Origin of the sequence: Brevundimonas sp., assembly GCF_036732845.1 — a bacterium.
Classification (GTDB): domain Bacteria; phylum Pseudomonadota; class Alphaproteobacteria; order Caulobacterales; family Caulobacteraceae; genus Brevundimonas.
In genome coordinates this window covers 1-12,992 of sequence record NZ_DAINBO010000048.1, presented here as the reverse complement: position 1 = coordinate 12,992, position 12,992 = coordinate 1, and the positions used below count along the sequence as shown (strand labels likewise).

Annotated in this window: 9 protein-coding genes; 3 read left to right on the top strand and 6 right to left on the bottom strand. The window is 68.2% G+C overall.

The features are described from left to right. The 3 genes from V7D63_RS11990 to V7D63_RS11980 all read right to left on the bottom strand — a co-directional run. A partial coding sequence (locus V7D63_RS11990; protein WP_333592513.1) for a type I glyceraldehyde-3-phosphate dehydrogenase occupies positions 1-517 on the bottom strand: 517 nt, incomplete at its 3' end. A gap of 96 nt (positions 518-613) precedes the next feature. After that, positions 614-2,122: an ATP-binding protein gene (locus tag V7D63_RS11985; protein WP_333592512.1), complete on the bottom strand. Its 1,509-nt coding sequence runs from the start codon at positions 2,120-2,122 to the stop codon at positions 614-616. After that, positions 2,119-2,826, bottom strand: a complete 708-nt coding sequence (locus V7D63_RS11980) for a response regulator transcription factor (protein ID WP_333592511.1) — start codon at positions 2,824-2,826, stop codon at positions 2,119-2,121. Before V7D63_RS11980 ends, V7D63_RS11985 begins: the two co-directional genes overlap by 4 nt. 124 nt (positions 2,827-2,950) lie before the next feature. On the opposite strand from V7D63_RS11980, the gene V7D63_RS11975 reads away from it, so the two are divergent. After that, positions 2,951-3,673 carry a hypothetical protein gene (locus V7D63_RS11975; protein WP_333592510.1) on the top strand — a complete coding sequence of 241 codons (723 nt, stop codon included), beginning with the start codon at positions 2,951-2,953 and terminating at the stop codon, positions 3,671-3,673. Positions 3,674-3,744: 71 nt separating this feature from the next. On the opposite strand, the gene V7D63_RS11970 is transcribed toward V7D63_RS11975, so the two are convergent. Beyond that, positions 3,745-6,789 carry a TonB-dependent receptor plug domain-containing protein gene (locus V7D63_RS11970; protein WP_333592509.1) on the bottom strand — a complete coding sequence of 1,015 codons (3,045 nt, stop codon included), beginning with the start codon at positions 6,787-6,789 and terminating at the stop codon, positions 3,745-3,747. A gap of 345 nt (positions 6,790-7,134) precedes the next feature. Between V7D63_RS11970 and V7D63_RS11965 the strand changes: the two genes are divergently transcribed. Then, positions 7,135-9,951 carry a M16 family metallopeptidase gene (locus tag V7D63_RS11965; protein WP_333592508.1) on the top strand — a complete coding sequence of 939 codons (2,817 nt, stop codon included), beginning with the start codon at positions 7,135-7,137 and terminating at the stop codon, positions 9,949-9,951. Positions 9,952-9,985: 34 nt separating this feature from the next. Here the strand turns inward: V7D63_RS11965 and V7D63_RS11960 are convergent, their stop codons facing one another. Together V7D63_RS11960 and V7D63_RS11955 are read right to left on the bottom strand one after the other, a co-directional pair. Next, positions 9,986-11,428, bottom strand: a complete 1,443-nt coding sequence (locus V7D63_RS11960) for an aldehyde dehydrogenase family protein (RefSeq protein WP_333592507.1) — start codon at positions 11,426-11,428, stop codon at positions 9,986-9,988. Positions 11,429-11,478: 50 nt separating this feature from the next. Beyond that, on the bottom strand, positions 11,479-12,174 hold the full coding sequence (locus V7D63_RS11955) for a murein L,D-transpeptidase catalytic domain-containing protein (protein ID WP_333592506.1): 696 nt from the start codon (positions 12,172-12,174) through the stop codon (positions 11,479-11,481). A 124-nt stretch (positions 12,175-12,298) separates the two neighbouring features. Here V7D63_RS11955 and V7D63_RS11950 point away from each other — a divergent pair. Then, positions 12,299-12,992, top strand: a 694-nt coding sequence (locus V7D63_RS11950; protein ID WP_333592505.1) for an amidohydrolase family protein, incomplete at its 3' end; no start/stop codon positions are given.

Genomic DNA, 12,992 nt, shown 5'->3' with positions numbered 1-12,992 from the left:
GCTCGATGCCGAACAGGTCGTTCAGCACCTTGGCCACCGGGGCCAGGGCGTTGGTGGTGCACGAACCGTTCGACACCACGATGTCGTCGGCGGTCAGGGTCTCGTGGTTGACCTTATAGACGATGGTCTTGTCGGCGTTGTCGGCCGGGGCCGAGACCAGCACCCGCTTGGCGCCGGCCTTCAGATGGGCCGAGGCCTTGTCCTTGGACGTGAAGATGCCGGTGCATTCGAAGGCGATGTCAACGCCCAGTTCCTTGTGCGGCAGGTTGGCCGGATCGCGTTCGGCCGTGACGCGGATCTTGCCCAGGCCCACGTCGATCCAGTCGTCGCCCGCCTCGACCGCGCCGGGGAAACGGCCGTGCACCGAATCGTAGCGCAGCAGGTGGGCGTTGGTGGCGACCGGTCCCAGATCGTTGATCGCCACCACCTCGATGTCGCGACGGCCGTGCTCGACGATCGAGCGCAGAACGAGGCGGCCGATGCGGCCGAATCCATTGATGGCGACGCGGACGGTCATGGGGCGGTCTCCTGAAATCTGTTCGGCGCCTCAATGGAACTGTGCGGCCGGGGATTCAACCCCGCGCCTGTAACAAGGGGTGATCGACTGTAACGCTCAACCCGCCAGGGGCAGGCTCAGGCGTGCGGTCAAGCCGCCTTCCGGCCGGTTGATCAGACGCACCTCGCCGTCTGCCGCCCGCGCCGCCTGACGCGCCACCGACAGGCCCAGGCCCGCGCCGCCGGTCTCACGGTTGCGGCTGCGTTCGCCGCGATGGAAGGGTTCAAATACGGTCTCCAACTCCGCCTCATCGACGCCGGGTCCGTCATCGGCGACCTCCAGCACCGCCGTCTCTCCGTCGCGAAAGGCCGAAACGCGCGCGGAGCCGGCGAATTTCAAGGCGTTGTCGATCAGGTTGGAGACGGCCCGGCGCAACGCCGCAGGGTCGCCTTCGACGATCATGCCTTCGGCTCGGTCCAGGGTCACGGCGGCGCCCGTTTCGGAAAACCCGTGCGCGCAATCGTCGGCCAACAGGCCCAGGTCGAACCGTTCGCGCCGGTCGGTCGCGGCGTCTCCGCGCACGAAGGCCATGGCCTGGCCGATCAGGTGGTCCATCTCCTCGATGTCGCCGGCCATGCGGTCGCGCACGGCGTCCGGCGCCTGTTCGGCGCGGAAGCGCAGGCGGGTCAGGGGCGTGCGCAGGTCGTGGGCGATGGCGGCGATGGTCTGGGTCCGCTGGCGCATATGGGCGCGGATCGCCGCCTGCATGTCGTTGAAGGCGTGGATGGCCGTGCGCACCTCGGCCGGGCCGGTGGGGTTCAAGGGTTCGGCGTCGGGATCGGCGCCCAGACGCTCGGCCGCCTCGGCGAAGACGCGGATCGGCCGGGTCAGCCGCCGCGCCATCCACCAGACCAGCGGGGCCAGGATCAGGGCGCTGATGGCCAGGGCCAACAGGATGCGCTGCTGCCATGGCGACAACAGGCCGCGCGGCGGCTCGACCGTGGCCCAACGCCCGTCGTCCAGCCGCCAGGAGGCGGTGAAGGGACCGAAGGTCAGTCGATCAGAGCGGATGCCCAGCGACTGATGAAATTGAACCATGCCGCGAATGCGGGCGGGCGGCGGGGCGTCCCCGCGCGGCGCGGGCAAGACGGTGACGAAGGTCTGGGTCTCGGCCCGGACGGGGACCTGAGCGGTTCCGTCTGGGGCGGCGGACGGCGTCTCCCCAGGCGACACGCGGCGTTCCAGGACGATGCTTTCACCGCCCGACGGCCGAACGCCGCGCCACGCTCCCGGCGGGCGGCGGGGCAGGTCCAGGCGCACGCGAACCCGGTCCGGCGTCGTCTCCAGTTCCCGCGCGAGCAGGGAGGCGATCACGCTGCTCATCGGATCGTCGGCGGGACCCGATATGGGCGTTTCGCCCAGGCGGCGACGCAGGTCGCGGCCGTCCTGGGTCTGGGCGGGCCGCCCGCGCAGGGCGTCGGCCGCGGCCGAGACGCTGAACCCGTCCGGGCGGGGGTCGGGCGACATCACCACGACGGCGAAGGCCACGGCCTGTGACGCGATCACCGCCGCCGCCGCCAGGGCGCCGACTTGGATCAGCACGGGCAGGGAGGTCGGCCGTTTCACCGGCGCTCCACCTTGGCGTCGAACATATAGCCCTCGCCGCGCAGGGTGACGATCAGCTCCTGGCCCGAGCCGTCGTCCAGCTTCTTGCGCAGGCGGCTGATCTGCACGTCCATGGCGCGGTCGAAGACGTCGGCGTCGCCGCCGCGCGCCCGTTCCAGCAACTGGTCGCGGGTCAGCACCCGCGAGGGGCGTTCGGCGAAGGCGCGCAGCAGGGCGAACTCGCCCGCCGAAAGGGTGATCGCCACGCCGTCGGGGCGGGTCAGTTCACGCCGCAACAGATCCAGCCGCCAGCCGGAGAAGCACAGGCTGGGCGTATCACGTTCCTCCGCGTCGCGCGGGCGGCGCAACACCGCGCGGATGCGGGCCAGAAGCTCACGCGGGTTGCACGGCTTGGCCAGATAGTCGTCGGCGCCCAGCTCCAACCCCACGATCCTGTCGGTGTCCTCGCCCATGGCGCTGAGCATGACGATCGGCGGTCCCTTGCCCGATAGGCGGCGCACCACCGACAGGCCGTCCTCGCCGGGCATCATCAGGTCCAGCACGATGACGTCCGGCGGAGTCGCGGCCAGGGCCTGGTCCATCTCGGCCGCCGAGCCGACGCCGAAGACCAGATAGCCGTGCTGGTTCAGATAATCGCACAGCACCTCGCGGATGCCGGGATCGTCATCGACGACGAGAATGCGGGCGGTGGGGTCGGCGCTCATCGCCCCATCATGCGATAGGAACGGCGCCGCGTCATTTCAGCCGTGAAACACGAACACCCGATCCGCAACACGGGCGACAGACTTGTCGGCTTGGATGCGGCCTACCGAAACAGGAGTTCGATCCATGTTGTCATCCCTCAGTCTGGTCCTGGCCCTGGCGGCGGGCCAATCGGCCGAAGCGCCGCGTGTGCAAGAAGAGCGCGTCGTCGTGGTGTCCGGCGGCGGTCCCTCCCGCGACGCCGACGGCGACGGCTTCGTCTCGCGCGAAGAGTTCATGGCGCCCGTGGCCGAAGCCTTCGCCCGCCTGGACAAGAACGGCGACGGCCGCCTTTCCCCGGACGAACGGCCGACGGGACCGGAGCGCGTCCAGATGCGCGGGCCGGGCGGCGGCCTTGAACGCGACATCGAGATCGTGACGACGGACGGCGGGTCCTGGAGCCATGCTCCGAGGCTGGACATGCGTCAGGGCGGCGACGGAGAACGCCGGACCATCGTCGTCGAAGCGACCGGAAACGGCGCGCCCAGGGTCATCGTCAACGGCCGTCAGGTCGAGGGCGACGAGGCCGATGTGATCGTACGCGACATGCAGGGCGGACCCGACGGCCCGCGTGTCTTCATGCATCGCCCCGGCGGTCCCGATGGTCCCGGCGCCGACGGCGGCGAGCGGCGTCACGAGGTGTTCGTCCATCGTCTAGGCGGCCCGGGCGAAGGCGGCCTGGACAAGAACGGCGACGGCAAGGTGTCGGAGGAGGAATTCCTGGCGCCGATGCGCGAAGCCTTCCGCGAGATGGACGCCGACCACTCCGGCGCCCTGGAGGACGGCGAACGCGGCCCGCGCCACGACTGATCGCGACGCCTCCGAAAATAAAGGCCCCGACGAGCGATCGCCGGGGCCTTTTCAGTGACCGTTCCGCGGGATCAGCGCCAGAACAGGGCGTCCCGGATCGAACCCAGCTTGGCGCTCATGCCGATATAGAAGAAGCGCCCCATCGGGCTGACCGGATAGGTGTAGTCGTCCGCCTCGGGCTGCTGGTCCCACAGGTTGTTGACGCCGCCATAGACCTGGAATCTGTCGTTGACCTGCCAGCGCGCCTGTAGGTCGTGCACGTTCTTGGCGTCGAAATAGAGCAGGTTCGGCGCCGCCAGGTCCCCGTCGACGTCCGCCGCCATGGCCGCGTTGGAGAAGCGCGAGGTCTTGCGCGCCCAGGCCACGCCGTAGTTGACCGTGACGTCGCGATACATCCAGGTCGCGTCGAAGGTGACCTGCCATTCCGGCGCGTCCTCTTCGCCCAGGTCGTCGTTCGGCTGGGCGCCCGACGCCTCGACCAGGGTCAGGTCCTCCAGCTTGTTGCCGATCAGGGTGAAGTTGAAACGGCCGATGTCTCGGTCGAAGCCGAAGTCCGCCGGGTCCAGGGCGTAACGGACGGTGAAGTCCACGCCCGAGGTCTGGAACGAGGCGATGTTGCCGGGGATCTGTTCAAAACTGACGATCCGGCCGTTGTTGCCGCCGACATCGCCGCGCGCGATGAGATCGCAGAAGGCGTTCGGTCGCGGCAGGTCGTAGCAGTTGTTGACGATGGTCTGAGGGTCGTAGGCCTGGATCGCGTCGTCGATGGTGATGTCGTAATAATCCACTGACAGCGACAGGCCCCGGATCAGACTGGGGCTGATCGTGAAGCCGAGGGTGAAGGTGTCGGCCTCTTCGGGGTTCAGGTCTGGATTGCCGCGAATGAAGCCGCCCGTCGCCTCCGAGCTGTTGTTGATGAAGGTGTTCGGATTGACGCCCATGGCGGTCAGGTCGGCGGCGCAGTTCTGACGGCGCAGGGTCGGGTTTTCCCCGTCGTCCACGTTTTCCTGAGAGCAGGGATCGGCGAATGAGACGAAGGTCTGCTGACGCGCCGCGAACAGGTCGTTGATGTTCGGCGCCCGAACCGCGCGGGCCTTGGTGGCGCGGAAGGCCAGCACGTCGTTGACCTGCCAGCGGGCGTTGACGTTCCAGGTCTCGGTTCCGCCGCTGGTCGAATAGTCCGAGTAGCGGTAGGCGGCGCCGATCCGCAGGTCCTGGGCGAAGGGCAGGTCGCGCAGGATCGGAACCGACAGTTCGCCGAACACCTCCTTGACGTCGAACGAGCCTTGGGTGCGTGAGGCGCGGCCGATGCCGGTCAACGGATATTCGATCGCATCGGCGACTTCTTGGATGGGGGCGGGACGCGAGTCGCTGCTTTCCTCACGGTATTCGGCGCCCAGGACGAAGTTCACCGGGCCGGCCGGCAGGCTGAACCAACCCTCGGTGTCGCCGGTGATGAAGCCGCTCAGGACCGTCTGATCGATGGTGTCGGTGTTGGTGTAGTCGCCGGTGACCCAGTCGATCGCCTCGCGCGAGTTCCGGTTCTCGCCGAACAGGTTCAACGGCAGGCAGCCTGAGCCTGCGCCCGGCGTGAAGGTCCGGCCCCAGGCCCCGGTCGGGAACGCGAACTGGGCGAAGAGGTCGCCCAGGGGAATGGCGTTGGGGTCGAGGTTGGATCGGCAGACAGGGCCGCCCGGGCCGTTCACGACGTCGGCGGCGGCGAAGACACGATCATAGATGATGACGTTGCGATTGTCGGTCGTCTGATCGGCGCGGCCGTAAACCAACGACACCTCATAGTCGATGCGGTCGGACAGGGAGCCTTCCAGGCCGATCACCCCGCGCAAGGTTTCGCGGGTGATGTCATAGTTCTGGGTGCCCAGGTCGAAGTTGTCGCGCGCCAGCAGCACGCCGCCCAGGCTCAACCCCAAGCCGCCGGGCGTCAGGGCGTCGGCGCGGGCGACGGCCGGCAGATAGGGATTATCCAGCGGCACATGCAGCCCGTAGAAATAGCTGGGCTGGGCGAAGAAGGTCGCCTGGCTGTTGGTGTATTTCAGCTCCGCGAACAGGGTGGCGTTCGGCGCCGCTTCAAACCGGGCGTTCAGATTGACCGCGCCGCGTTTCAGGCCCGGCAGAAGGTCGTCGTTGAAATCGTCCAGGGGGGTGCCGCTGCCGCCCACGGCGATGAAGCCGCCGGCCGATCGGCCGTCCACGAACCGCGAGCCGTCGCTCAGGAAGGTGACGCCTGACAGCGTCGTGGCGGTGTTGAAATTGGTGTAGATCGAGCCGCCCCGCGTCGTGTCGATGTAGCGCGTATTGGTGGCCGGAACGAAGTCGTACAGGCTGGGATCATCGTCGTCCGGGTTGAAGGTGCCCGGATCGTCGGGGTTGCTGATCAGGATCGATCGCTGACCGGGGCGGGTGTAGTCCCTATCGAAGAAGGTGACGGCGTCGTCGCCGCTGTATTCCAGGTTCAGGGTGACGTTGCCGCGGCCCTCGGCGAAATTGTCGCCCATCAGCAGGCTGACGAAATTATTGGCGCCGCCGCCCGCTTCGGACCAGCCGGTCTGGGCGCGAATGTCCACGCCCTCGAAATCCTTCTTCATGATGAAGTTGACCACGCCCGAAACGCCGTCGGCGCCGTAAACGGCCGAAGCGCCGCCCGTCAGCACCTCGACACGTTCGACCAGGGCGGTCGGGATGGAGTTGGTGTCGACCGACGCGGCGCCGGGGTTGGACGAGACGTGCCGACGTCCGTCGATGAGCACCAGGGTGCGCACCGCCCCCAGGTTGCGCAGGTTCAACAGATTCAGGCCGGACAGGCCGGGCGTGTCGGTCTCGGCGCCCTCTTCGAGCTGTAGAGAATTGGTCAGGGACGGCAGGTCGGTCAGGAAGGCGCCGAGGTTGGTGGCGCCCGAGAATTCGATCGATTCCGAGGTCACGGTCGTGACGGGATTGGGGGCCGTATAGTCCTTCAGCCGAATGCGGCTGCCGGTCACCACGACCTCGTCGACGGTCGTGCCCGGTCCCGCCGGGGCGTCTTGCGCGGCTGCGGCTCCGGCCAGGCCGATCACCGACGTCAGGACCGTCGTTCCCAAGAGTTTGGACAGATTCATCAGGGCCTCCTCAATCGCGTCTTTGTTTCCAACGGTCGGCGGGACCCCCATCCGCCTTCAGTCGGCTTTGCACCTGGGGCGCCGACGATCTTCAGTCGAAGAATTCAGTCGTTTTGATTAATCTAAATTAACATCGACCAAAAGATTGAGTGTCGTGTGGCTGAATTTGTCAATCAATTGTCTGAGAATTATGTAATTCGCGATATCTGTGCATCAATTTACGTATTTATATTACGCATCGGAAACTTAAATACATACGAGTATGTAATCGTCTCGTTGCCTCGGCCGCTTGCGGGAGCGGTCGCTTGGGATAAGGTCGCGCCGGGTCAAGAGGGGGTAACGGCCATGCGTGCACTGGCGATCATTCTGGCGGCGACGGTGGTGACGGCGCCCCTGTCCCTGGCGGTTCCGGGCGTGGCGGCGGCGCAGGCGCCGACCGCATCCGCGGCCGAGCTGGCGGCGGGTCTCGATATTCCGTTCGAGACCTTCACCCTGGACAACGGCCTGAGGGTCGTCGTTCACACCGACCGCAAGGCGCCGGTCGTGGCGGTCCATGCCTGGTACAATGTCGGCTCAAAGGATGAGCGCGAGGGCCGCACCGGTTTCGCCCATCTGTTCGAGCACATCGGCCTGTTCAACGGCACCGAGAACCTGCCCGGCGGCCTGATGGAGCCGTTGCGGGCCATGGGGGCGACCGATTGGAACGGCACCACCTGGTTCGACCGCACCAACTTCTTCCAGACCGTGCCGACCGCCGCCCTGGAGCAGGCGCTCTATATGGAGAGCGACCGCATGGGCCACCTCTTGGGCGCCCTGACCCAGGAACGGCTCGATAACCAGCGCGGCGTCGTTCAGAATGAGAAACGCCAGGGCGACAACCAGCCGTTCGGCCTGGTCGAATACGCCCAGTTGGAGGCCCTGTTCCCGCCCGGCCACCCCTATCGGCATTCGACCATCGGTTCGATGGCCGACCTGGACGCCGCCAGCTTGCAGGACCTGCGCGACTGGCACCGCGACAACTACGGTCCCAACAACGCCGTCCTGGTGCTGGTCGGGGACATCGACACGGCGACCGCGCGCGCCCTGGTCCAGAAATATTTCGGTCCGATCCCTCGCGGGCCGCGCCATGAACCGGCCCAGGCCGCCGTGCCGACCCTGGAGCAGCGCACCGAGCTGCGGCTGCACGACCGGGTGTCCAACTCGCGCATCATCCGCACCTGGATCACGCCCGGCCTGACTGACGCCGACGCCGCCGATCTGGATGTCGCCGCCCAGGTGCTGGGCGGTCTGGCCAGCTCGCGCCTGGACAACCAGCTCGTGCGCGGAAACCAGACGGCGATCGCGGTGACGACCGGCTATCTGCCGTTCCAGCGCATCGGTCAGTTCGAGGTCTCGGTCGACGTGAAGCCGGGCCAGGATGTCGACGCCGTCTCGGCCGAACTGGACCGGATCATCGCCGACTACATCGCCAATGGCCCGACCGAGGACGAGGTCGCGCGCGTCGTCACCTCGGAAATCTCGGGTCGGCTGCAACAGTTGGAATCGGTCGGCGGCTTCACCGGCAAGGCCGTGGTCCTGGCCGAGGGCGCGCTCTATGCCGACGATCCCGGCTTCTACCGTCGCCAGATGGCGGGTCTCAGCCGGGTGACCCCCGCCTCGGCCCGGGCCGCCATGGGGCGCTGGCTGACGCGGCCGGTCCTGGCCACCCGTATCGATCCGGGCGAGCGCGAAGCCTATCAGGAAGCCGCCGCGACCCGGCCGCCTCCGGCCGCCGCCGAGCCGCTGACCATCACGCCGCGCGAACCCATGCCCGCGGTGGGCCAGGTCGGGGCGCTGGCCTTCCCGGCGACCGAGAGGGCGCGGCTGTCCAACGGCGTGCCAGTGATCTACGCCCGCAGCGCGACCGTGCCGATCACGCGCGTCTCGCTGGATTTCGACGCCGGCGTCAGCGCCGATGCGCCGAACGCCATGGGCGTGCAGGCCCTGACCCTGAATCTGATGGACGAGGGCGCCGGGTCCATGGACGCCGTCGCCATCGCCGAGACCGAAGAACGGCTGGGCGCCAACGTCTTCACCGGCTCGACCATGGATCGCAGCCAGGTGGGCGTCACCGCGCTCAGCGCCAATCTCGCGGCGTCGCTGGACCTGCTGGCCGACGTGGTCCTGCGTCCGACCTTCGCCCCGGCGGAGCTGGATCGTCTGCGTGCGCAACACCTGGCCGCCGTCGCCTCTGAGCGCACCCAGCCCAACGCCATCGGCCAGCGGGTGTTGCCCGCCCTGCTGTACGGCGCCGGCCATCCCTATGGACGTTCGGCCAATGGTCTGGGCGACGAGGCGACTCTGCGCGCCCTGACCCGCGACGATCTGGTCGCCTTCCAACAAACCTGGCTGCGGCCCGACACGGCGACCATTTTCGTCACCTCGGATCGGCCGTTGGCGGAGATCACGCCCCTGCTGGAGGCCCGCTTCGGGACCTGGGCCGCGCCGGATCGTCCACGCGGGGTCAAGGCCTTCGACCGCGCCATCCCGGCGCCCCAGCCGCGCATCGTGCTGATCGACCGGCCGCAGTCGCCGCAGTCGGTGATCCTGGGCGGCCAGGTGCTGCCGATCCGGGGCGCCGACGATCCCCTGGTCTTCAACGCCGCCAATGAGTCGATCGGCTCGGGCTTCCTGGCCCGGATCAATCAGGACATCCGCGAGACGCGCGGCTGGTCCTATGGCCTGGGCGGCAATGCGCCGGCCCGTGAACAGCGGATGGCCTATATCATCAACGCCCCGGTCCAGGCCGACCGCACCGGTGAATCGATCCAGGTCCTGATGCAGCAGTACGCCGACTTCCTGGGCGCGCGGGGCGTCACCCCCGCCGAACGGGATCGGATCGTCCAGGGCAACAGCCGTCAGTTGGCGGGCGCCTTCGAGACCTCGGCCGCCGTCCTGGGCGCCTTGCGCACCAATGACGTCTATGACCGGCCCGACGACTACTGGCGTCAGGCGCCGGCCCGCTATCAGGCCCTGACGGTCGAGGCGATGGACGCGGCCGCCCGCGCGGCGCTGAAGCCGGACGCCTTCACCTGGGTGGTCATCGGCGACGCCTCGGTGGTGCGGCCCCAGTTGGAGGCCCTGGGCCTGCCGGTCGAGGTGCGTTCAGCCTCGGATCAGTGAAGGAAGGAGGCGCGGTTCCGGCCGCGCCTGCCCCTTACGCCCAGCTATAGGCCGTCTTGGTCTGGGTGTAGAAGTCGATGGCCCCGAAACCCTGTTCGCGCGGGCCGAAGCTGGACTTCTTGGAGCCGCCGAACGGCACGTGATAGTCGACGCCCGCCGTCGGCAGATTGACCATCACCATCCCGGCCCGCACGCGCCGCTGGAAGTCCTGGGCGTGTTTCAGCGAGGTGGTGACGATGCCCGACGACAGGCCGAACTCGGTGCCGTTGGCGACGGCCAGGGCTTCCTCATAGTCCTTGACGCGGATGGTCGAGGCGACCGGGCCGAACACCTCTTCCGCATTGATCCGCATCGTCGGGTCGGTGTCGGCGATCAGCGTCGGCTGGACGTACCAGCCGGGCGTGTCGGACTGCACCTGACCGCCGCCGGTCACGATGCGGCCGCCGCCGTCGCGGGCGATGTCGATATAGCTGTAGTCGTTGTCCTGCTGGCCCTGGCTGACGGCCGGGCCGATCTGGGTGTCGGGCGATAGGGCGTGGCCGACCCGCAGGGCCGCGACCCGTTCGGCCAGGGCAGCGACGAAGCGGTCGTGGATGCCGTCGGTGACGATCAGACGGCTGGAGGCGGTGCAACGCTGGCCGGTCGAGAAGAAGCTGCCGTCCAGGGCCACCATCACCGCGCGTTCCAGATCGGCGTCGTCCAGGATGACCAGCGGATTCTTGCCGCCCATCTCCAACTGCACCCGCGCCTGGCGCTTGGCCGCGCCCAGGGCCACGCCCGCACCGACGGATTGCGAGCCGGTGAAGGACAGGCCGTCCACGTCCGGGTGGTCGACGATGGCCTGGCCCACGCCGCCGCGTCCGATCACCAGGTTGAACGCCCCGGCGGGCAGGCCCGCCTCCATCAGGATGTCGGCCAGGGCGCTGGCCGTCGCCGGGGTCGGCCCGGCGGGCTTCATCACCACGGTGTTGCCGAAGGCCAGGGCTGGGGCCGCCTTCCACGCCGGAATGGCGATGGGGAAGTTCCACGGTGTGATCAGGCCGAAGACGCCCACCGCCTCGCGCCGCGTCCGCACCTCGACGCCGGGCCGCACGCTGTCCAGATTCTGGCCGTGCCGACGCAGGGCCTCGCCCGCGAAATATTTCAGGATGCGCCCGGCGCGAACCGTCTCGCCGATGCCTTCGGCCAGCGTCTTGCCCTCTTCGCGCGACAACAGGCGGCCCAGGCTCTCGCGCCGCTCCATGACCAGGGTCCCGGCGCGGTCCAGCACGTCGCTGCGCACCTCGGGCGAGGCTTCGGACCAGGCGGGGAAGGCGGTCTTGGCGGCGGCCACGGCCATATCGACCTCGGCCGCGCCGCCGTCGGGCGTGCGGGCCACCACCTCATGGGTGTCGGACGGATTGCGGATCTCGCCGGGACGGTCCCCGCCCACGCGGCGGCCGTCGATCAGGTGGTCGAGGTGAAGGGTGTCGTCCATGGCGCGTCCTCAAGTCTTTGGACGCGCTTTACGACGCCGCGTCGCCGTTGTCAGGCGAAGGCGAACAACAACCGGCCCTCGCCCATCCGTTCGCGCAGGCTGGGCAGGTCGGCGTGCGAGGTCGAGAAACAGCCGTAGCTGCGTCCCAGCTTGCCCTCGCGGGCCAGGAAGTCCGGGTCGGCGTAGTCGGCGCCGTGGATGATGATGGCCCGTTCGCGCGCCCGGTCGTTGGAATACTCCAGCCCGTCCAGCAGCACATTCGGTCCCTGCTGGGCGCCGTAGCCCGCGCCCGCCGTGGCGAAGGCGCCGACCGAGGACATATAGCTCTCGGGGGTGTTCGAGAAATTTTGCGCGAAGCCGCTGTGCGTCGGGTCCGAGCCTCGGCCGTGGCAGGTGCGGAAGGCCTTCACCTCGCCCGAGACCAGATCGACCTCGAACAGGCGCTCGTCGCCCGAGAACCGCTTGAAGTCGACCAGATACATCCGGTCACGCTGGGGGATCTTGCGGTGATGGATGTCCAGCGCCGCCAGGGCGCGATCCATCAGCTCCTTGCGGACGCGGTTGCGGGGGTCCAGCGGCGGCGAAGGGTCCAGCGCCGCATCCGCCATGACCGCGCGCGTCGCCGCGGCGTCGGTCGTCATGGGCGTCAGGGCCGCGCCGCGCACGGCCGCCATGCTGTCGGCCGAAGCGCAACCGGCCAGCAGGGCGGAACCGCCCAGGATCAAACCACGTCTCGAAAGCCGCATGCGACGCCCCTCGCATGTTCACTACAAGTGACGGGTTGTTTCAAATGCGGCCGCCCGGATCAACCTAAGCCTTGGCGCAAACTTGTCGCAGGGTATGGTGCCAGGCTCATTTGGAGGGGTCCGCATGAAATCCGCCGCCTTGGCCGTCGTCGCCGCTCTGGCCTTCGTATTCCCTTCGCAGGCGCAACAAGCGCCCGTATCATTGGACGTTCCCGCGACAGGCGAAACCCTGTTCGTCCAAGCGGGGAGTGTATTGGCCGACCCGTCGAACGGCGTTGTGCTGCGCAATAAAACTCTCGTGATCAGGGGGAGCCAGGTCGTCGAAATCCGCGACGGCTTCGTCGGAGAGGGCCGGATCGTCGATCTGCGCGACGCCTTCGTCCTGCCGGGTCTGATCGACAGCCACGTTCATCTGACGGGCGAACAGAACCCCAATTCCCGTTTGGAGGGGGTGACGCAGTCGAATGCGGACCAGGCCATGGTCGGCGCCCGGTTCGCCCGGCGCACCCTGATGGCGGGGTTCACGACCGTGGCCGATCTGGGCGCCACCAATGAGTCGATCTTCGCCCTGCGTGACGCCGTTCGTCGCGGCGACGTGCCCGGCCCGCGCATCGTGGCCGCGGGCGAGGCCGTGTCGATCCACGGCGGCCATGGCGACGTCAACGGCTACCGCGAAGACATCATGCATCTGTTCACCGGCGAGAGCATCTGCTCGGGACCCGAGGACTGCATGCGCGCCGTGCGGCTTCAGGTGCGGTCGGGCGCCGACATCATCAAGATCACCGCGACGGGCGGGGTCCTGTCCAACACCGCCGCCG

Coding starts and splice junctions, on each gene's coding strand:
- V7D63_RS11965 (WP_333592508.1), top strand. CDS start 7,135: ATGCGTGCACTGGCGATCATTCTGGCGGCGACGGTGGTGACGGCGCCC.
- V7D63_RS11960 (WP_333592507.1), bottom strand. CDS start 11,428: ATGGACGACACCCTTCACCTCGACCACCTGATCGACGGCCGCCGCGTG.
- V7D63_RS11955 (WP_333592506.1), bottom strand. CDS start 12,174: ATGCGGCTTTCGAGACGTGGTTTGATCCTGGGCGGTTCCGCCCTGCTG.
- V7D63_RS11970 (WP_333592509.1), bottom strand. CDS start 6,789: ATGAATCTGTCCAAACTCTTGGGAACGACGGTCCTGACGTCGGTGATC.
- V7D63_RS11975 (WP_333592510.1), top strand. CDS start 2,951: ATGTTGTCATCCCTCAGTCTGGTCCTGGCCCTGGCGGCGGGCCAATCG.
- V7D63_RS11980 (WP_333592511.1), bottom strand. CDS start 2,826: ATGAGCGCCGACCCCACCGCCCGCATTCTCGTCGTCGATGACGATCCC.